General features: G+C 60.3%; 20 protein-coding genes. 16 read left to right on the top strand and 4 right to left on the bottom strand.

Features of this window, described 5'->3' with window-relative positions; genetic code table 11:
- The first annotated feature begins 11 nt into the window (after positions 1 to 11).
- The 13 genes from OKW35_RS24445 (at position 12) to OKW35_RS24505 (ending at position 12,362) form a co-directional block, all read left to right on the top strand.
- The gene (locus tag OKW35_RS24445; RefSeq protein ID WP_429553342.1) at positions 12 to 386 is read left to right on the top strand and encodes a BON domain-containing protein; all 375 of its coding nucleotides are present in this window, start codon (positions 12 to 14) and stop codon (positions 384 to 386) included.
- Positions 387 to 595: 209 nt separating this feature from the next.
- Entirely contained in the window at positions 596 to 952 is a 357-nt protein-coding gene (locus OKW35_RS24450; protein WP_429333629.1) for an enoyl-CoA hydratase-related protein, read from the top strand.
- Between the two features lie 165 nt (positions 953 to 1,117).
- Positions 1,118 to 1,312 (top strand): hypothetical protein, encoded by a 195-nt coding sequence (locus OKW35_RS24455; RefSeq protein WP_429553343.1) that lies wholly within the window; start codon positions 1,118 to 1,120, stop codon positions 1,310 to 1,312.
- A 37-nt stretch (positions 1,313 to 1,349) separates the two neighbouring features.
- Positions 1,350 to 1,832 carry a hypothetical protein gene (locus OKW35_RS24460; RefSeq protein WP_176079014.1) on the top strand — a complete coding sequence of 161 codons (483 nt, stop codon included), beginning with the start codon at positions 1,350 to 1,352 and terminating at the stop codon, positions 1,830 to 1,832.
- Positions 1,801 to 2,166 carry a hypothetical protein gene (locus tag OKW35_RS24465; protein WP_090806699.1) on the top strand — a complete coding sequence of 122 codons (366 nt, stop codon included), beginning with the start codon at positions 1,801 to 1,803 and terminating at the stop codon, positions 2,164 to 2,166. Before OKW35_RS24460 ends, OKW35_RS24465 begins: the two co-directional genes overlap by 32 nt.
- Positions 2,167 to 2,516: 350 nt before the next feature.
- The gene (locus OKW35_RS24470) at positions 2,517 to 3,359 is read left to right on the top strand and encodes a TauD/TfdA dioxygenase family protein (RefSeq protein ID WP_090810166.1); all 843 of its coding nucleotides are present in this window, start codon (positions 2,517 to 2,519) and stop codon (positions 3,357 to 3,359) included.
- Between the two features lie 234 nt (positions 3,360 to 3,593).
- Positions 3,594 to 4,418, top strand: a complete 825-nt coding sequence (locus OKW35_RS24475; protein WP_429553344.1) for a GntR family transcriptional regulator — start codon at positions 3,594 to 3,596, stop codon at positions 4,416 to 4,418.
- A gap of 851 nt (positions 4,419 to 5,269) precedes the next feature.
- Positions 5,270 to 6,565, top strand: coding sequence for an MFS transporter (locus tag OKW35_RS24480; protein WP_429553345.1), 1,296 nt, complete (start codon positions 5,270 to 5,272; stop codon positions 6,563 to 6,565).
- 293 nt (positions 6,566 to 6,858) lie between these two features.
- Complete coding sequence (locus tag OKW35_RS24485; RefSeq protein ID WP_429553346.1) at positions 6,859 to 8,442, top strand: methyl-accepting chemotaxis protein; 1,584 nt, start codon at positions 6,859 to 6,861, stop codon at positions 8,440 to 8,442.
- An 80-nt stretch (positions 8,443 to 8,522) separates the two neighbouring features.
- On the top strand, positions 8,523 to 9,731 hold the full coding sequence (locus OKW35_RS24490) for a CaiB/BaiF CoA transferase family protein (RefSeq protein WP_429553347.1): 1,209 nt from the start codon (positions 8,523 to 8,525) through the stop codon (positions 9,729 to 9,731).
- A gap of 216 nt (positions 9,732 to 9,947) precedes the next feature.
- Positions 9,948 to 10,697 carry an electron transfer flavoprotein subunit beta/FixA family protein gene (locus OKW35_RS24495; protein ID WP_090806690.1) on the top strand — a complete coding sequence of 250 codons (750 nt, stop codon included), beginning with the start codon at positions 9,948 to 9,950 and terminating at the stop codon, positions 10,695 to 10,697.
- Between the two features lie 14 nt (positions 10,698 to 10,711).
- Positions 10,712 to 11,647, top strand: a complete 936-nt coding sequence (locus tag OKW35_RS24500) for an electron transfer flavoprotein subunit alpha/FixB family protein (protein WP_429553348.1) — start codon at positions 10,712 to 10,714, stop codon at positions 11,645 to 11,647.
- A 43-nt stretch (positions 11,648 to 11,690) separates the two neighbouring features.
- A complete protein-coding gene (locus OKW35_RS24505; protein WP_429553349.1) occupies positions 11,691 to 12,362 on the top strand; it encodes a hypothetical protein in 672 nt (223 codons plus the stop codon).
- Between the two features lie 225 nt (positions 12,363 to 12,587).
- Here OKW35_RS24505 and OKW35_RS24510 read toward each other — a convergent pair whose 3' ends face one another.
- The 3 genes from OKW35_RS24510 to glaH form a co-directional block, all read right to left on the bottom strand.
- The gene (locus tag OKW35_RS24510) at positions 12,588 to 14,315 is read right to left on the bottom strand and encodes a PHA/PHB synthase family protein (RefSeq protein WP_429553350.1); all 1,728 of its coding nucleotides are present in this window, start codon (positions 14,313 to 14,315) and stop codon (positions 12,588 to 12,590) included.
- 242 nt (positions 14,316 to 14,557) lie between these two features.
- Positions 14,558 to 15,838: an L-2-hydroxyglutarate oxidase gene (gene lhgO / locus OKW35_RS24515; protein ID WP_429553351.1), complete on the bottom strand. Its 1,281-nt coding sequence runs from the start codon at positions 15,836 to 15,838 to the stop codon at positions 14,558 to 14,560.
- Positions 15,835 to 16,770 carry a glutarate dioxygenase GlaH gene (glaH, locus tag OKW35_RS24520; protein ID WP_429553352.1) on the bottom strand — a complete coding sequence of 312 codons (936 nt, stop codon included), beginning with the start codon at positions 16,768 to 16,770 and terminating at the stop codon, positions 15,835 to 15,837. The genes lhgO and glaH overlap by 4 nt, the downstream gene beginning before the upstream one ends.
- 99 nt (positions 16,771 to 16,869) lie before the next feature.
- Between glaH and OKW35_RS24525 the strand changes: the two genes are divergently transcribed.
- On the top strand, positions 16,870 to 17,787 hold the full coding sequence (locus OKW35_RS24525; protein ID WP_429553353.1) for a LysR substrate-binding domain-containing protein: 918 nt from the start codon (positions 16,870 to 16,872) through the stop codon (positions 17,785 to 17,787).
- Positions 17,788 to 17,864: 77 nt separating this feature from the next.
- On the opposite strand, the gene OKW35_RS24530 is transcribed toward OKW35_RS24525, so the two are convergent.
- Entirely contained in the window at positions 17,865 to 18,908 is a 1,044-nt protein-coding gene (locus OKW35_RS24530) for an AraC family transcriptional regulator (protein ID WP_090806680.1), read from the bottom strand.
- A gap of 256 nt (positions 18,909 to 19,164) precedes the next feature.
- Between OKW35_RS24530 and OKW35_RS24535 the strand changes: the two genes are divergently transcribed.
- Complete coding sequence (locus OKW35_RS24535) at positions 19,165 to 19,725, top strand: RBBP9/YdeN family alpha/beta hydrolase (protein WP_090810162.1); 561 nt, start codon at positions 19,165 to 19,167, stop codon at positions 19,723 to 19,725.
- A 118-nt stretch (positions 19,726 to 19,843) separates the two neighbouring features.
- Positions 19,844 to 20,314, top strand: coding sequence for a 2,4'-dihydroxyacetophenone dioxygenase family protein (locus OKW35_RS24540; RefSeq protein ID WP_090810160.1), 471 nt, complete (start codon positions 19,844 to 19,846; stop codon positions 20,312 to 20,314).
- The last annotated feature ends 44 nt before the right edge of the window (positions 20,315 to 20,358 follow it).

Genomic DNA, 20,358 nt, shown 5'->3' on the forward strand with positions numbered 1-20,358 from the left:
GGAGAGCAACGATGAAAACGATGAATGGACTCAGGGTGGCTCTTGGCGTCGCGATCGCGGCAGTGTCGATCGGTGCGTGGGCGCAGGACGGCTCGTCGGCAGGGGCATTGGCTGGCACCGCAGCCTCCGCGTCGAGCGGCATGACGGCCAAAGCCGCGCGGCAGGCGAATCGCGCGCTGCGACGCAAGGTGTACGCAGCGCTCGCGAAGCACAAGGAGATTGACGCGGGCAACATCAGCGTCACTGCGAAAGGCGGGGCCGTGATGATCAGCGGCACTGTCCCGGAGGCGTCGCAGATCAATACCGTCACGGAGGTCGTGAATGGCGTCGCGGGGGTGGCGTCGGTGACCAGCAAGCTCACGGTGCAGCGGCCGTTCGGTCAGTAGTGCAGCGCGCAGGCCAGTTCAGTTTGAATTGACAGACTTGCCCAATGGATTTGAATCTGATTCGAGTCTGCAAACCGGGTGCGACTTTTCCCGGTCGACTGCGCCTTGCGGGAGTCAGGGTTTCCGATGGACCGTAATGATCGATCGTCGACTAGGCGACGAAGACCATTAACTCGCGCGCTATATCGCGCTTGGTCGGAGTTAAAGCCATGAACGAAGCGGTTCTCAAGCATCGCGATGGCGCGGTGCAAGTGATGTCCATCAACAACGCGACCGCGCGCAATGCGGTGACTCATGAGTTATGTGATGCCCTTCCGGCCGCGCTGGCTGAAGCGCAGGCCGATCCGGGTATAGGCGCAATCGTTCTCACCGGCGTTGGCAATGCCTTCTGCGCTGGCGGCGATCTGGACCGGCATGCGCAACGACCCACGACGACGCTGCTGGAGCTTCGCGCAGGAATCGAACGTCTGCATGACCTGATCCGCTCGATTTGCAGTTGCAGCAAGCCGGTGATCGCCGCAGTCGAAGGTTCAGCGTGCGGGTTTATCGATTGCGCTCGCGTGTGACATGCTGGTTGCCGCTCGCAATGCGTCTTTCTTTGTGGCGTATGGGAAGGTCGGCCTTTCGCCCGGCGACAGAACCGCCGTGCTCCGTCCGAATTCGTCTCACGGCGAGTGCTGACGGAACTATGCCTGACGGGCGAGCCTGTCACGGGCGAACGCATGCATGGTTTGGGTATCGTCAACCGCCTCGTTGACTCAGGGCGCGCGCTCACCGAGGCGATCTCCATGGCAGTGACGTTCGCGACCGGTCCGCAGCGGGTGATCGTCCGGATCAAGAAATTGCGTCGTCACGCTGACAATACCCTCGAAGCGCAACTGGAACTCGAAGCCCGGCATGTGATGGAGTCTGTCGCCCTTCACTGATATGCAGGCCGGCCGTTCACGTAAGGAGGAACCTGTCATGAAAGTCATCTCTCACCTCGACAAGGTGCGACGCCTGGCGGTGCTTCGGCAGCACCTCGACCCGTTAGCCGACTTCGAATTGTGGTTCTGGACCACGCTGACCGCGAGCATCAACGTGTTCAACGCAACGCTTCATCTCGCTGGTCTGACGCGTGACGACCCTGTGTTCTCCACCATTCCCGGCGTGCACGTTGTGAAGCAACCGGACGGCAGCTACGCACGCGAGTTGCGTGGGCTCGGCGATGTGAGCCATGTTGGCTGGCCGGAGATCGCGGGAGACGTACCTCAGGCCATTCGGCAACTCGAACACGCGTTGCATACCATCGAACATCACCGGGATCCATGCATTCGCGGAGATCGCGTTCCAGTACAAGCCATTGTCGACGAATGTGAGCAAGCGTTTACACAAGTCATGTACACATTCGAACAGGCGTTGAAGGGTACCGAGTATGAAAACAGAGAATCATCGGCTCAAGGCTGAAAACATCGAGACGTCACTGAGGTTTCTCGGCAAAGATGACTGGGAAATGAAGATTGAGGCAGCGATGCTGGCTGGGACACACTGGGCGAACTATGCGCTGCATCGCCGCGGCGTCACTTCAGACAGTGAGGACATCGTCCACAACTCGATGCTGGTCGTGAACATGCTGCGCAAGTATTCCCTTGCGGAAGGCGCACTGCTTGGTGCGCTGACCGAAATCGAGGAGCTTCGCCCTCTTTATGTTCGGGGAGATTTGCCAGACGGTTCTCGCGCCGCAGCGCGAGCGCTGGAATTGCTTCAGTTGATCAGCGCGCTCGCCAGGCGCCCGCCATGACTGCTTCAGCAGAGAGCGTCGCGATGATCCATCCGGCTATTCAAGCTCCAGTTGCGCGATCAAATGAGTGCTCACGCACTACCGACAGCCCGAGCGGCGGCATCAATAACTCGCGATCAACCCGGCCTGCGGCGGGCGCGGCGCACGGCTAGCCATACCTGCCATCGTATTTCGCGACCGACCAAGCCTAAGGAACATAACTTAATGTCGACATAAATAAAATGGTCTGCTATCGTGTTTGTACAGATGCAGGGCAACAATATTTTACGGTTTCGTAAAGCTGCGGCGCCACGCGGCGACGGTGGGGGAATTGGCGAAATTCCTACCAGAACAAGGAGATATCGCTCATGATTAAGGTAGAAAGACTGACCGCTTGCATTGGTGCCGAGGTGTCCGGTGTGAGCCTGGGGGATGCGTCTCGAGATGCATCGCTGTTCGCAGAAGTCAAGGCTTTGTTGCTTAAGCACCGAGTCCTCTTTTTTCGAGATCAAGATATCTCTCGGAAAGAGCATGTAGCCTTTGCGAGCCGTTTCGGGAAATTGGAAGAACATCCGGTTGCGGAGAGCGATCCGGAAAACCCGGGCCTCGTGCAGATCTATCGATCGGAACAAAAGAATCCTTACGAAAATAACTATCACAGTGACGGACTTTGGCGGCCGAACCCATCTATGGGCGCCGTGCTGCGCTGCGTCGAGTGTCCAGAGGTTGGGGGTGACACCATCTGGGTCAACATGGTAGAGGCTTATAAGCAACTACCAGAAGAGATCAAGAAGCGCATCGAGGGATTGAGAGCAAAAAGCAGCATTGAGCACTCGTTCGGTGCGGCAATGGATCTGGAGGAACGAAGAAAACTTGCGGCGCGGAATCCAGAGGTGGAGCACCCTGTCGTGCGGACGCACCCGGAGACTGGCGAAAAGATTCTATACGTCAGCAGCTTCACGACGCATTTCGCCAACTACCATACACCTGAGAACGTGCGTTACGGTCTGGACAAGACGCCAGGTGCGAGCCTTCTGCTGAATTATCTGCAGAGCCAGGCATCGATCCCTGAGTATCAGGTTCGCTTCCGGTGGAAACCGAACAGTATTGCCATCTGGGACAACCGGCCAACGCAGCACTACGCGGTAATGGATTATTGGCCGGCTCCGCGCAAGATGGAGCGAGCAGGAATCGAAGGCGATAAACCATACTAACCGTTTGCCTGTCCTCGCGAGGCTCGAGGTGTTCGGGCTCCAGCCCGTGGTCGCAGTCCGGTTTTGTATGGATCTTTGATTGCCTCGGTCAGCGCGTCGTCATGGCTGTCGCCCTTGGTACCCACCGTATACTCGATACGCCCGTTGGCCAGGGAGTTGTTGTCGACATTACAATGCTGGAGACTATAATGGTCAAAGGATTAAATTCGACGAAAATTCATTGCGCTATACGCCATGGCCCGAAATAAAACGCAGAACCTTCCCGATCTTTCCTCGCTCCTTACGCCCAAGAATTCACTGATGCTGGCAGTCGAGCGGGCGGTGCTGCGTGGGCAGGACTGGGCGTATGCCTCGGTGCCGATTGCCGAGCAGATCGCTGCCCGGCTGGCCGGGGTCATTACGCTTGACCTGGTGAAGTCGGGGCAACGCTTGCTGGAGAAAGATATCAGCGAGGTGTTGCACGTCAGCCGCGCGCCGGTGCGCGAAGCGATGCGTATTCTGGAGCGGGACCGCCTGGTTGAGTTTCAGGCCAGGCGCGGGGCGATTGTTACGGCGCCCGACGAGAATGAACTTCGGGACATTTTCCGTGTGCGCAGCGTGCTTTACGTCACGATGTTGGAGCAGGTGGCGCGCGAAAGCCCGTCCGAACTCGAGGCGTTGCTGAACGCACATATGCCAAGGCTAATCAGGGCGGCCGAGGAGTCGGTAGACGCCTATGCTGTGGAAAGCTTCCTCCTGAATTTCAACACGGTCGATCTGTGCCGCAACCGGCTTCTGGTCGATGTCCTGCACTCCATCTCATTGCGAACCCTGCGATATGTCCGGCTAGGATTTGTGGCTAAGCCTCAATCGGTTCGCACATCTTTAAAAGTCTGGAGCGCGCTGCAGAAGGCCGCGATCAAACGGGACAACAAGCTACTGCTTTCCCTTGCAGCCTCGCGGCTGGACGACGCCAGGGATGCTGCCATTCGCGCAATCGTTGCAAAACCGGCAGACAGTCGACCCGCACGTGCCCCAAAGGCGGCGCGGGCCGAAGGAGCCGCCGCCTCTACAGAGTGAGTCGCTCCCGGCGTGCTCTGGACGGTTGAATCCGGATTGCCCGGCGTTCCATCTTTTGGAACGCCGCGGTGGGTTTTCCGCTGCCAGTGACCCGTCTATCGTGGCCGCGATGCGGCACGAATTGATTGGAACATTCCCTGCATAGTGGCGGCACGTTGGGATGTCATGTCGTCGGAATCGACTTCGCTTCCCGCTCATCCATCCTCTCCTGGACGCTGGTACGCTCACCTAATAGCAGACACCGTATACCAGCACCTCCGGTTGTTTGCTACACGCCGATGCGGGGTTCATGCTCCCGCGTCAGCGGATTCGCGTACACGCAGAGCATCATGCCGATCCCGCGATCAGGCCACGCACGTTCCAACTTTACTTGCGCCGGACCAGCTCGATCCGGTGCGAGAAATCCCTATCGAGGATCGTTTCGTCGTGCCCCCAATATTAGGAACCTTAGCTTTGCTTGGGGCCTACGCCGCTTCGAAACAGTTCGTTTCTGCGCTCAGGCGTGACGTTTCGCGTGCGGATAATAATTAATGTCGCCAAAAATAATTCTCGGTGCTATCCTGAAATCAGTGTCCGTCGTCTGGCGCTTCGCAGCCGCAAGGGAGGCTTTGGTGCAACACTTATACGGAGGGTGTTCATGCTGGCGAGCGCCTTCCACAAGTCATCAAGACGCTTGAAATAAGCGTCGAAATCCAAAGCGCGCACGGCGATATACAGAAAGCGTTCGGCGATGCTGGCGGTCAGCAGAAACTACTGCCGGTCCCGGTTTAGCGGTCTTGCTTCACACGGGCCAGACGACGCCAGGCGGCACGATTCAATATGAATTTAGAGAATCATTGGAGGAGACAGAATTGAGCCCTTATACAAGTAACGTAGTGCCGGCCGAGTCGGCGGCGGCTACCAGTGGCGCCCGAGTCTACGCCTGGGTGGTATTTGCATTGATGTTTTGCCTTTTGCTGTCTGACTACATGTCGCGGCAGGCGCTCAATGCCTTGTTTCCGATCTTGAAAGTGCAGTGGCAGCTGACCGATACAAAGCTCGGTTCGATTAGCGGCGTGGTGCCGTTGGCGGTCGGCGTGCTGACCCTCCCATTTTCCATAATCGCGGACCGTTGGGGACGTGTCAAAAGCATTGCACTGATGGCTGTGCTGTGGAGTGTTGCCACGCTCGGGTGCGCGATTGCCAGCAGCTACAACGAGATGTTTCTCGCGCGCATCTTCGTTGGTGTTGGCGAGGCTGCTTACGGAAGTGTCGGACTCGCGATGCTCATGAGCATCTTTCCAAAGCGTCTGCGCTCTACCATTGCCGGCGGCTTTACGTCTGCCGCAGCCTTTGGGTCCGTGCTCGGTGTTTCGCTTTCCGGCGTCGTTGCGACTCACTTTGGCTGGCGCTGGTCGATGGGCCTGATGGCGGTCTTTGGTTTTGTGCTGGTGATCATTTACTTCTTCGTCGTCTCGGAAAAAAGGCTCGCGCGTGCGCATGCGGCCAATGCGAGCGGAACGCCGGTGGCCGAGCGTCTGAAACTGACGCCCCAAGCGCTTTTCTCTGGTCTGTTTCCGTCCCGTTCCGTCTTTTGTGCGTACCTTGGCAGCGCCCTGCAGATCTTCATTCAGGGCACGCTTTTCGTGTGGCTGCCCAGCTACCTGAATCGCTACTGGGACATGCCTGTCAGCAAGGCGGCCGTAGCGGCGGCCGGCCTTGTCCTTGTCAGCGGCATGGGCCAACTCCTGTGCGGTGTGATCACCGACGGGATCAGCCGGGACTCGTCGCTTAAGCGGTGGAACATGGCCATTGGTTATTGCCTCGTGCTAGGCATCCTGCTGGCGGTCGCGTTCCGCTTGCCACCGGGCAATCTGCAGCTCGCGCTCCTTGCGCCCGCGGTGTTTTTCCTTGCCAGTTCGTTCGGCACATGTAGCGCGATTATTGCTGGGGCCACACCGCCAGCTATCCATGGCTCGGCATTTGCCACACTGACGCTGTTCAACAATATATTAGGCCTCGCAGCGGGTCCCTTCTTCACCGGTGTGATAGCGGACTCGGTGGGTCTTCAAGGCGCGTTGCGCCTGCTTCCCCTCGCGGCAGTTCTGCCCTTGACGGTATACCTCATTGGCCGGTGGTGGCACATCGCGGAAGCGCGACGCGGCTGAGCGTGCTGCCGGCGTGGCGAACCTCCTCGACTGGACGGTTTCTGATGTCCATGTTCCGGGTGGTTCGCCTTGATGGGCCAGCTACACCGCTTACGCCGGGCGAGCTTTGTGCTCTGCACAGCATCGATGGCCGGGATCGCATTGCCGCGTGACATTTCCGTCTTGCCACGGCGGTGCCGGAACTCGCGTGCGAGCCTGGCTGACCATTACCAACGCAGCACATCGTTACATGCGGCCATCTGATTAGGCGATTTTGCCTGCTCGCGGCTATCGATTGGAAGGTTCACAAACATATGAAGCTGTCTTTCGTCCAGAAGCTCTGGCTGCCGCTGATCCTGAGCCTGTTGTGTCTCGCGGGAATATCGATCTACGAAGCGTATCAGACGAGAGAGGTGCGGCTGGACGAGCGCAAGGCGGACCTGAAACACGCGTCGGAGCTCGCCTTGAGTGTCGTCAAGACCTTTGGCGACCAGGTGGCAGCCGGCTCGATGCCCTTAGCGGAAGCGCAGAAACGCGCCATGGACAGCATCCGGAACATGCGGTTCGGCAAAGATGGCTATTTCATGATCCTCAATTCGCAGTCGCACATCCTGATGCACCCGGCGAAAGCGGAGCTGAACGGCATGGATGTCGTCGACTACAAGGATCCGAACGGTGTGTATCTCTTCAGGGAGATGGTCGCGGTCATCAAACACGACGGTAAGGGCTTTACCGCCTATACCGCTGCAAAGCCGGGACTCACCGGATTTTTGCCGAAAATCGCCTGTAGCGTGAGCTATCAGCCGTGGGACTGGATTCTCGCGACGGGCCTCTATGTCGATGACCTCGATGCGGCATTCCACTCGTCGCTGTATCAGAGCCTCGGGATTCTGGTGGTATTGGCCGGCGTTTTATCGGCTGTCGTAGTACTGCTCAACCGTGGCATCCTCCGCTCACTGGGCGGAGAGCCGTCTTATGCCGCCGAGATTGCCAACCAGATTGCTAACAACGATCTGACCGCCGTAGTGAAGACCGCCCCAGATGACCGCTCAAGCCTGCTGTTTTCAATGAAGCGCATGCAGGAGCAACTTATGCAAACGATCGGCGCGATCAAGATCTCGGCCGACTCGATTGCCACCGCCGCTCATCAGATTGCAGCGGGTAACCAGGATCTGTCGCAACGCACCGAAGAGCAGGCCGCCTCGCTCGAGGAAACCGCCTCTAGCATGGAGCAACTGACCTCTACCGTTACCCAGAATGCCGACAATGCGAGTCAGGCCAACCAGCTCGCGGCACAGGCCGCCCAGGTGGCGGAGCAGGGCGGCACCGTGGTGTCACGCGTGGTGGAAACCATGGAAGGCATCAATGCCAGCTCGGACAGGATCGCCAATATCGTTGGCATCATCGAAGGTATCGCCTTCCAGACGAATATCCTTGCGTTGAATGCGGCCGTCGAAGCGGCGCGGGCGGGCGAGCAGGGGCGGGGTTTTGCGGTGGTGGCCTCCGAAGTGCGTTCGTTGGCACAGCGTTCTTCGGCGGCAGCCAAGGAAATCAAGGATCTGATCCGCGATTCCGTCGAACGGGTGCGGACAGGCGCCGGCCATGTACAGGAAGCCGGAACGAAGATGCGCGAGATCACTCACGAGATCCGGCGCGTGACCGACATCATGGGTGAAATCAGCGCTGCGTCGCAGGAACAGAGCAAGGGCATCGGCCTGGTCAACCAGGCCGTCACGCAGATGGACGAAGTCGCACAGCAGAACGCGGCCCTGGTCGAAGAGGTAGCGGCCGCAGCCAGCTCGCTCAAGTCACAGGCAGGCGACCTGAAAACCGCCGTTTCGATGTTCAGGCTGGACGTTTCGCACGACGCCGGCGCCAGGGGGCTGTCGCAGCCCTGAGTTGCGCTCCGACTGCTCATTGGCGCCAGTAAGAGCGTCGCTCGCTATTCACCAGAAACTCCTGCAAATACGGACTTGCTATGTCAAACCTGAATCCATCGCTGCCGCTCGCGGGTGTACGCGTGCTCGATCTTTCCCGCGTACTGGCGGGCCCGTGGTGCGGCATGGTGCTGGGCGACCTCGGCGCCGAAGTCATCAAGGTCGAGCACCCGAAACGCGGCGACGACACGCGCGATTGGGGCTTGCGCGTCGGATCGACCGAGACGGCCTATTTCAATAGCGTCAACCGCAACAAGCGCTCCGTGAGCCTCGACCTGCAAACCGCCGAGGGCCAGCAGATCGCGCGGGATCTGGCTCAGAAGAGCGACGTCGTGATCCAGAACTTCAAGTTCGGCGGCATGGAGAAGCTGGGTCTCGGCTACGAGCAACTGAAGCAGGACCACGAGGATCTGATCTACTGCTCGATTTCCGGCTACGACCGCACGGGACCGGAAGCCGCGCGTCCCGGCTACGATCTGGTGGTTCAGGGCGAGGCCGGGCTGATGGCGCTCAACGGCGAGGCCAACCAGCCCCCGTTGAAGTTCGGGATTGCCGCAGTCGACATGTTCACCGGGATGTACTCGGCCCAGGCCATTCTGGCGGCGCTCTTCGAGCGTCAACGAACCGGCAAGGGATACCACATTGAAATGGCGCTATTCGATTGCGGACTGATGATCACCTCGTATTGCGGGGCGGAAGCGCTGATCTCGGGCGAAGACACGCCGCGTTACGGAAACGCGCATCCTTCAATCGTACCTTACGGTGTGTTCGATGCCGCAGATGGGCCGCTCGTCATCACGGTCGGCAACAATAAACAGTTTGAGCGCTTTTGCCGGGAGGTAATCGAACGGCCCGATCTTGCCGAGGACGATCGCTTTCAGACCAATATCGGCCGCGCCGCGAATCGGGCGGTACTGGTGCCAGAAATCGATCGCGAAATTGGACGAAGAGAGCGCCGCAGTCTGCTCGACCGTTTGACGCAGGCCGGCATTCCATGCGGTGAAGTTCTCGGGCTCCACGAAGCGCTGACCTCGAAGCGCGCGAGGGATGGCGCGCTCGTGACGGCGCATCCGCATCCCGAGGTTGGCAGCACGCAAGTCCTCGCTCCGCCCTGGCGCTTCGACGGCGCGCGCTTGCCGGTACGAACCGCGCCGCCTCGACTGGGGGAGGGCACGGACGACGTGCTCCAGACGTTGCTCGGGCTGTCCGGTGAGCAACTCTCCCGGTTGAAGGCTGACGGCGTCATTTGACGTCGCGCGCGGACCCAACATTGCGCCCCTGATTACGTGATCCGATGCCGGGACTTTTCTCCACGGGACCAAGCCTCCGACCGACATCGCCATTCGTCTCGGGTACGACATGGAGCGTGTGCTGGCGCGTCTGACGGGACGCGTAGTTCAACTGAGCCGGTTTTCGGGAGTGTTGCACGCTTACGCAGACACTCGTCATCATTTTGAGAGAACAGTATGAAGATTCTGGTACCAGTCAAACGCGTGGTCGATTACAACGTGAAAGTCCGAGTCAAGTCGGATGGCATGGGTGTCGACATCGCGAACGTGAAAATGTCGATGAACCCGTTCGACGAAATCGCGGTTGAAGAAGCCGTTCGTCTGCGGGAAGCGGGTGTGGCGACCGAAGTGATCGCCGTGTCGTGCGGTGTGACGCAGTCGCAGGAAACACTGCGTACGGCGCTGGCCATTGGCGCGGACCGCGCGATCCTGATCGAGTCGAACGAAGACCTGCAGCCGCTGGCCGTCGCCAAGCTGCTGAAGGCGCTGGTCGATAAGGAACAGCCTGGGCTGGTCATCCTCGGCAAGCAGGCCATCGACGACGATTCGAACCAGACTGGTCAGATGCTGGCTGCGCTGGCGAATCTGCCGCAAGCCACATTCGCCTCGAAGGTTGTCGTGGCCGACGGTAAGGCTACGGTTTCGCGTGAAGTCGATGGCGGCGCCGAAACGCTGTCGCTGACGTTGCCCGCTGTGATCACGACCGATCTGCGCCTGAACGAGCCGCGTTACGTCACGCTGCCGAACATCATGAAGGCCAAGAAAAAGCCGCTGGAAGTCGTCAAGCCGGAAGACCTTGGTGTTGACGTCACGCCGCGTCTGAAGACGCTGAAAGTCGCCGAGCCGCCGAAGCGCTCCGCCGGCGTGAAGGTGCCGGACGTGAAGACGCTGGTCGAGAAGCTGAAGACCGAAGCCAAGGTGCTGTAAGGCAGACGGACGAAATGACGAATCTGGTAATTGCAGAACACGACAACGGGTCGATCAAGGCCGCGACGCTGAACACGATTGCAGCGGCGCAGAAGATTGGTGGCGATATTCACGTGCTGGTGGCAGGGCACAACGCACAGGCTGCGGCCGATGCAGCGGCGAAGATTGAAGGCGTCAGCAAAGTGCTGCTCGCCGACGCGCCGCAACTTGAAGCAGGTCTCGCTGAGAACATCGAAGCGACGGTGCTGAACATCGCGAAGGACTACACGCACATCCTCGCGCCGGCAACTGCTTACGGCAAGAACATCGCGCCGCGCATCGCCGCGAAGCTCGATGTCGCGCAGATCAGCGACATCACCGCAGTGGATTCCGCCGACACGTTCGAGCGCCCGATCTACGCCGGTAACGCGATCGCAACGGTGCAATCGCAAGACCCGATCAAGGTCATCACGGTGCGCACGACCGGTTTCGACGCCGTGGCGGCCGAAGGCGGCAGCGCATCGGTGGAGAAGATCGAAGCGGCAGCAGACAGCGGCATCTCGCAGTTCGTTAGCCGTGAGGTGACGAAGCTGGACCGTCCGGAACTGACCTCGGCGAAGATCATCGTCTCGGGTGGCCGCGGTCTGGGCAACGGCGAGAACTACACGAAGGTTCTGGAGCCGCTGGCCGACAAGCTGAACGCCGCGCTGGGCGCATCGCGCGCGGCAGTCGATGCGGGCTTCGTGCCGAACGACTACCAGGTCGGCCAGACCGGCAAGATCGTCGCGCCGCAACTGTACGTGGCCGTCGGTATCTCGGGTGCAATCCAGCATTTGGCCGGCATGAAGGACTCGAAGGTCATCGTGGCGATCAACAAGGACCCGGAAGCGCCGATTTTCAGCGTCGCCGATTATGGTCTGGTGGGCGATCTGTTCACGATCGTGCCGGAACTCGTTAGCGAGCTCGGCTAACCACCACTAACGCAACACTTCCTCATGAGACTCCATCCTGAATGTGAGCAGGTTCGGGCCCAGGCTCGCCGGCGCGGGCGGCTTCATCAACATCTCGCAGGCTGCGAAGAAGGTTGTGTTTGTCGGAACCTTCACTGCTGGCCGGCTGCGGCTCACCGTCGGCAACGGCAAGCTCAGGATCGTCGAGGAGGGCGCCGCGCGCAAGTTCGTGAACGAAGTGGAGCACCGCACCTGCAGTGGCCGTTATGCGGTGAGCCGGAAGCAGGTGGCGCTCTACGTGACCGAGCGATGCGTTTTCCGGCTCGCCGAGGACGGACTCGAACTCATTGAGATCGCGCCCGGGGTGGATCTGGAAAAGGACATTCTCGCCCTGATGGATTTCCGGCCGATCATGTGCGAAGCGCCGCGACTCATGGACGCGCGCATCTTCCATGTGGGGCCGATGGGTCTGCGTGACGAAATGCTGTGCCTGCCACTGGAAGAACGCTTCACCTACGATCAGCAGCAAAACCTGTTCTTTGTGAATTTCGAAGGCTATACGGTCAAGTCGCTCGCCGACGTGGAGCGTATCCGCAGTCTCGTCGAAGCGAAACTCGGTCTGCTCGACCACAAGGTGTATGCGATTGTTGATTACGACAACTTCGCCATCCTGCCCGACGTGCTCGACACCTATTCCGTGATGGTGAAAGGACTGATTGAGCGTTTCTATTCGTAAGTCACCCGCTACACCACCAGCACTTTCCTTCGTGCCAAGCTGGGGGATGCCTTGCGGAACCGCGACGTCGCCCCGTACATCTTTGAAAGCGCGGAGGAGGCGCAGGCGCATCTGCGCGAACTAGGGCAGGCGGACCAATCCTGACGTATGTTGCGGGCAAACTCGCCCGCAACATGACTTCATGGTGAAGCCCTTGAAAGGGCTGGGCCTAAAGGACCTTGCCGGTCACGCGCCCATCACTTCCGGCGGGTGCCTCGCGACGTAGCGCCCCGGCGCTGGCTCGATCGGCTTGTATTTCGCATTGCCCGCCCGCTTAGGCGCTTTGATCTGCTTGCCCGCATGCGGTTTCAGCCAGTTAATCCAGTGCGTCCACCAGCTTCCCGGCTGCGACTTCGCCGTCGCAAGCCATGCCTGCGGGTCATCGCCGAGCGTGCCGTCGACCCAGAAGCTGCGCTTGTTCTTCGATGCCGGATTGATGACGCCCGCGATATGTCCGCTCGCGCCAAGCACGAATTGCGTCTCGCCGCCCACCAGTTGCGTCGAGCGATACGCGCCCTGCCACGGAACAATGTGATCTTCCTGCGTGCCGAAGATATAGCTCGGCATGTCGATCCGCCCAAGGTCCACCGGCGTGCCGCACATCGAGAGCCGCCCTGCCTTGCACAGGTTGTTCTCGAGATACATGTTGCGCAGATACCAGGCGTACATCGGGCCGGGGAGGTTCGTATCGTCGGCATTCCAGTACAACAGGTCGAAGGCCTGCGGCGCACGGCCCTTCAGGTAGTTGTTGACGACATATGGCCAGATGAGATCGTTGGCACGCAGGGTCTGGAAGACGAAGCCAAGTTCGCCGCCCGGATAGATGCCGCCGCGCCCGATGGTCTGCTCGCGCTGCGACACGCCCTGTTCATCAATGAACACGCCGAGATCGCCCGGGTCGCTGAAATCGAGCATGGTCGTGAGCAGCGTGAGGCTTGCCACCGGCTCGTCGCCGCGCGCGCGCAGCACCGCGAGCGCTGACGACAGGATCGTGCCGCCCACGCACCAGCCGACCGCGTTGACCTTGTCAGCGCCGCAGATCGCGCGCCCGACCTCGATCGCCTTGATCGCGCCCTTTTCAATGTAGTCGTCCCAGGTGATGTGGCCCAGGTCCGCGTCAGGGTCGCGCCACGACACGAGGAACACCGTCTGCCCCTGTTCGCACGCGAAACGCACGAACGAGTTCTCCGGCTGGAGGTCGAGGATGTAGAACTTGTTGATGCAGGGCGGCACGATCACGAGCGGCCGCTCGGCGACCTCGTCGGTGAGTGGTGCGTACTGGATCAGCTGGAACAGTTCGTTCTCAAACACCACCGAGCCTTTTGACACGGCCACGTTGCGGCCTACCTCGAAGGCAGTTTCATCGGTGATCGAGATCCGGCCGCGCTTCAGGTCTTCGAGCAGATTGGCGAAACCGGTACGCACGCTCTCGCCCCGCGTCTGAAGCGCGGTTTTCATCGCCTCGGGGTTGGTGGCGGCGAAGTTGGCCGGGCTCATCGAGTCGATGAACTGACGCGCGTAGAAACGCAGCTTGTGCTTTTCCTTCTCACCGAGGGCCGTCGCTTCGACCATGTCGCTGAGCAGGCGCGAGTTGAGCAGGTATGTCTGCTTCAGAAGACTGTACCAGGCATTGTCGTTCCAGGCGTCCGCGCTGAACCGCCGGTCACCGCGCACGGGCTGGACGCTCGGCGCCGGGGCTTTCCCGGTAGCGCTCGCGACCATGCCCATGTACAAGGCCATCTGCTGCTGCCAGTAATGGGCTTGCGCCTGGGTCAATGCCAACGCCGGCACCGGCGTGCTTCCTGCGCTGGCGGGTGCATCACCGCTCATGCCGGTGAAGGCGTGCAGCAGGCTCTGCCCGGATTTGAAGAAACCCTGGACGAACTCGTCCGGCATATTGAACGGGGAAACCATGCTATCTCCTGAGTCCCGTCGTCAGCATCTCTTAACTCCCTCCTGGCGGCGAGTGTCCCGGCTGACGAGCTTCTGAATTGAATGGGTCAAGCCCCAGATTCCTGTCCCGGCTCAATATACCGCAGCTTGAGTTGCAGTATGCACCGTGCGCACTGGCCGCGACCCAAAGTCATCCGCACGGCGCACGCCATGCGCAGGCGCCTCCTTTGATCTCCTATGCAGAAGGTCGCCTGGCCGTGTGCTTACCCGGTCGCCAGACCATGTGCCTGATCTGTCGAGTGCGAGCGGGTAAGTGGAGCAAGATCGAAACGCTTGTCGAACTCATCGACGAGATAGCTGCCGATCGGCAACGCGGAGGTCGCCGCCGGTGAAGGTGCGTTGCATACGTGCAGGCTGCGCTGTGACGAACGGATCAGGAAGTCATGCACCATGCTGCCGTCCGCCATCACAGCCTGCGCGCGTACGCCGGATGGGTAAGGCTCGAGGTCGGACAGTTCGAGTTCCGGACAGTATCGGCGGCACAGTTCGAGATAGCCCCGTTTCCACAGCGAGTTGCGCATTTCGATGAGCCCCGATGTGCCATGCTTTCCGAGCATCTTCCAGAAGCCCGGGAACGCTGCCATGCCGGCGAGATCCTTCAGATTTGCGTCGCGCCAGCGATAGCCCTCGCGCGCCAGCGCCAGCACGGCGTTTGGACCCACCGTGATATATCCTCCGATCATGCGCGTCAGGTGCACGCCGAGAAAGGGCAGCTCAGGATCTGGCACCGGATAGATCAGGTGCTTCACGATGTCGTTCTTCGACGCCGGCAACCGATAGTATTCGCCGCGAAACGGCACGATCCGAAAATCGAGATCGACATTGCACATCTTCGCGAGGCGATCCGCCATCAGCCCTGCGCAGACGATGGCGTGCTTTGCCCGGAAGCGGCCGCCCGAGGTCTCCACGGTAATGCCGTTTTCGTCCTCGTGGAGCGCGTCGACACGCTGGTTCAGCAGAATCTGCGCGCCTTGCTCCTGCGCGAGTCGCGCCATCGTCATGGTCATGCCCGGATAGTCCGCGATGCCGCTCGACGCCACGCGGATCGCCGCGCGACCCGCGATGCGCGGCTCAAGTTCCCTCAACGCCGCCTCATCGAGCATCTGTGGTTCGAGCCGGTTCTGCTCGCAACGTGCGTAGAGCGCATTCAGCCTTTCGATTTCGACGTGTTCGGTCGCGACGATCAGCTTGCCGCATTGCTCGACCCGCACGTCATGGCGGCGGGCGAACTCATAGGTCGCGGCGGCACCTCGCCTGCAGAACTCGGCCTTGAGGCTTCCCGGCGCGTAGTACACGCCGGCGTGGATCACGCCGCTGTTGTGACTGGACTGGTGAGCTGCGAGTGAGGCCTCCTTCTCGAGCAGCAGCACGCTCAGTCCCGGATGACGTTCGATCAGTTGCGTGGCCGTCGATACACCGACGATGCCACCGCCTACGATAAGGACGTCCGCGTCATAGCCGCGGTGATGCTGGACGGTTGTCATTTTGAGAACACTCCGCGTTGGCGCATCAGTTCACGATGAAGCGCCGGATCCTTCTTGAACGGCGCCCGGCCGTGCAGCCAGAAATAATTGTTGAGGACCACGAGGTCGCCCACGGGAAGCGGTACCTCGCGCGTCGCGGAGGACGCTTCCATCGACGCCGACAAGTCGTGCAGATAAACCGCTTCGGCGGATGAACGGGGCTGCACGAATTGATCGATGAACGACATCGCCAGGCCATACTCGGTCTGGAAGAACACGGGGCGTTCGACTTGCGCATCGACGTTCTTCGAGCCGGGCGCCTTGTAGAGAAATGGCCGGGTGCCGAGTGGATTGTTGAGGAAAGTGTCGCGCTCGCTCCAGTCGTCGAGATGCATGAAGCGCGACTCGCCGCCGAGCGCGTTCTTTTCCGCGAACTTCATCATGAGCAGCCATTCGGTCGGCTCTTCGACAAAGGTTCCGTCTGTGTGCAGCGTGAACAGGCGGTATGCCTGACGCAGGTATGAGTCGCTGTTGTCCGTGTCCTTCACGAGGAAGCGCGCGTAATACGTGCCGGACATCGCGTCGTGATTCGCCGGTCCAAGCAGGTACCCGACTGCCGTTCCGAAAAGGACGAAATCGCGAGGATCGGTGGTCCCGTCCTGGACGCCTAACGTGAATCCTCCGGTGGATCGGTCCCGCACGAGTTGCCGAAGGGCCGGGGCGAAACTGTCGCCGACTGCGCGCTCGAGTGCGTCCGCAACCATAAAGCGCATGAACGGTACGTACTCGAGGTTCTGGAGGTCGATGTCTTTGACTGAAGAGAAGAATTTCTGCAACGCGTCACGTTGCACCGTGATATGACGCAGACGTTCGTGATGCGGATGACGCTCGATCGAAAACTTCAGTTGCGAATCGACCGATGCGGCCATCGGCAATGTGGTGACAGAGCTCATGAACGTGTCCTTGTGAAGAAAGTATGGTTATTTGACTCCTTATCTGTGATTCGTTAAATACGTATAAACTGTTTTTTTATTTGCAAATCGAGATTAAAGATGATCGATAGCCGGCAACTCAAACTATTCGTCGCATTGGCCGAAGATTTGCACTTCGCTCGCACAGCCGACCGGCTCGATATCGCACAATCGGTGCTCAGCCAGCAGATCAAGAGGCTCGAAACCGATCTCGGCGTACGGCTGCTCAACCGCAACAAACGTGCGGCGATCACGCTAACCAATGCAGGCGACGTTTTTCTGTTCGAAGCCAAGGCCGCACTGCGGCAACTGGAGCGCGCCGACCGCATCGGGCGTCTGGCCGCAAGAGGAGAAGCAGGTCACGTTTCGCTCGGCTATATCGGCTCGGCCGTTACGACCGGGCTGCTGCCCGATACGCTCAAGGCATTCAGGATGGCGAGCCCGGACGTCCGCATGCACATCGTGGCGATGGAAACACCGACGCAACTGGAACGTTTGTCGGACGAGACCCTCGATGTCGGTTTCATTCGGCCTCGCGCGCACTATCCCGACGGGGTCACAGCCAAAGTCGTTCAGCGCGAACGCTTGCTGATTGCTCTGCCGGCGGACAGCCCACTCGTGCGCGCGAAAGCCGTGAAGGCTTCCCAGTTGCGGAGGATGTCATTCATTGCGCCGCAGTTCAATGAGGCGGCCGGCTTCGCGGAGGATCTCGCCAGACTTGGCCGCGTCGGTGGGTTCGACGCGCAACCGGAGTATCGGGTCAACGATTTCATTACTGCGGTCAGCATGGCGTCTGCGGGCTACGGGGTAGCCCTCGTGCCTCAATCCATCCAGGGATTCGCCCAACCCGGCGTGGTGTTCAAACCTTTAAGCGACTTCGAAGATCAGGTCGAACTCGCAGTGGCGTATCGTGTTCGCGAGCATTCGCCTTGCGTGCGGGGGTTCATCGATACAGCGCTGTCATACGGCGGCCTCGCTAAGCGCCAGGGGACGAGTTGACACTGGGCTACAGCACCCCCGGTTCCTTCACGCGCTGGATCAGCCGTCCTCGGCGATACACATGGCTTAGTAAAGGGTTATGCCCTTCTCGCCGGCGCAGGTGCTGTCTGTCTGTGCACTGCGCCGCGCGCCGCCCGGCTCTCCTTGGCGCTGCAACCGAATTGCGTGTGATACCAGCGGGAGAATGCGCTCGGAGCGGAAAAACCGAGTAGGGTCGCCACCTCGGTCAACGGACGATCGCTCTCGATGACATGACGCGTGCTGAGTTCCTTGCGGACGTCGTTGACGATCGACGAGAAGCTCTGCCCCTGTTCCGCCAGCCGGCGCTGGACTGTGCGGCACACCACGCCGAGGTGCTCGGCCACCTGTTCGATGCCGCAGCGTCCACTGGGTAACAGCAGCAAGATCGTGCGCCGCACGTCCTCAAGCACGGTCGCCTGCTTCGACGCGACAGACGCGTCTAGCAACTGCTGCGCGTAGCGCACCATCGCGGGATCGGCTGACGGGTTGCGTGCGTCGAGATCGCCCTTCGCGCAGATGATGCAGTTGAAGTCATAGTTGAACTCGACGCAACCGCCAAAAAACCGTTGGTGTGTACTCGTGTCGTGCGGCGCCGGATGTTCGAAGCACACCCGCCGCGGTTGCCAGTCGGCCTTGAGGAGCTGGCGTATCAACCGCACCATGACACCTAGCGCCAGTTCGACCCTTTGGCGCGTCGGCTGATGCGCATTGCCCGCAATGACCGCTTCGCGAATGATGACCAGTTCACCGCATTCCTCGACCGCCAGCGAAAGTGCATCGTTGAGCAAGGACTGATAGCGCATCAGCATGTCAAGCGAGTCGCGCAGCGTCGCCTGGTCGCGGATCAGCAATCCTACCGCCCCAAGATTGGACAACCGGCGCGACTCGGCCATGCACAGTCCGAAACTCTCGTTGCCCGACATGGTTGCAGAGGCATGCAGCAGTTGCCCGACACGCTCGACCGGAATCATGAGGTCCGGCTCGCGCAGTACGCCCGGGCTTAACCCCGCGTCAAGGAGCATCCGCACCGGGTCCAGTCCGGCGGCACGAGCGACCTCGCTGTAGTTGGTGAGGCTCGCAGCGCGGACAAGTGACGACATCTGAGAGCTGAATAGAAGACTGGCACAGAATGGTAAGTCCCTGTCATGTAATGTCAAGCGGGGGAAACCCGTCACACCCACACTACGTCACGCCACACCCACACTACGTCACGCGCGTTTTCGTTGGAAGAAAGACACCGTTGCGTTCCGGGGCAACCGCTCAACCCAGCACTGCGCAGTGATGGACTAACCGCCGTGCCACCGCAAGATGGAACGCATCACCCTCATCGGTGACATGCCTTACTGAATGATCGACATGAACTCTATGACGCCAACCGTTCTCATCGTCCCTGGCCTGCGTGAGCATGTGCCGGACCACTGGCAGACCCTGTTGGCCGCGAAGTTGCCCCCTGCATGCAGCGTCGCCCCGCTTGAGCACGACAAGCTGAGCTGCGCGGCCCGCGTCGACGCGATCGACCGCGCTCTGGCCACCATCGAGGGGCCCGTGATCATCGTGGCGCACAGCGCCGGCGCGATGATGGTCGCCCATTGGGTGGCCCGGGGTGCGACACGCGAGGTACGCGGCGCACTGCTTGCGGCACCCGCGGATCTCGAGACGCCCATGCCGGCAGGCTACCCGGCGATCGACGTACTGAAAGAGCATGGCTGGCTGCCGATACCGCGCGGCAGATTGCCGTTTCCGAGCATCGTTGCGGCAGGCTGCAACGATCCTCTGACGCGTCTCGATCGCGCCAGCGAGTTCGCGCAGGCGTGGGGCAGTCGCTTCGTCGAACTCGGCGAGGTCGGGCATCTGAATCCGGCCTCGGGCCATGGCGAGTGGCCGCGGGCCGAAGAGTTCATTCGCGAACTCTCATGACCGAACGATGGCCATGTGCCACTCGCGGGGAAAAAAGGGACGGGCCTGCGGGATTTGAAGACGACAGTGCCCGAGCCACGCATCGAAGGCGTGGGATTTTCTATGAGGAATGCGCGACATGTTGTTTGAAACCATCGATACCGGTTGTCTCAATGATGAAGACCTTCCCTGGATGCCTTACGCGCCGTATTCGGACGACGTGCAAATCAAGTACTTCAAGATCGATCCGGTCCGCGGCGAAACGATCAGCCTGTTAAAGATACCGCCGGGCGCGAAACTCGCGACGCATCACCACACCAGCACCGTGATTGTCTATACGGTTCGGGGTAGCTGGAAGTATCTGGAGCACGATTGGGTCGCAAGGGAAGGGAGCGTGGTCTACGAGACTGCCGCCACGAGTCATACGCCCATTGCCGTGTCGGACAGTGAAGTTGTCACGTTCAATGTCGTCTCTGGCGAGCTGCTTTATCTCGACGGAAAGGGCAACTTGGCCGCGACAGAAAACTGGCGCACTGCGATGCGCCGCTATCTTGATCATTGCCACAAGGACGGCATCGAACCGAAGGATCTCTCGAGCTTCTCGCAGTAAGTCAGCGCAGGGGCACGGGTGGCGAGATCTTGCGCTCGCACCTG

Origin of the sequence: Paraburkholderia sp. MM5477-R1 (assembly GCF_050436385.1) — a bacterium.
In the GTDB taxonomy this organism is placed as follows: domain Bacteria; phylum Pseudomonadota; class Gammaproteobacteria; order Burkholderiales; family Burkholderiaceae; genus Paraburkholderia; species Paraburkholderia tuberum.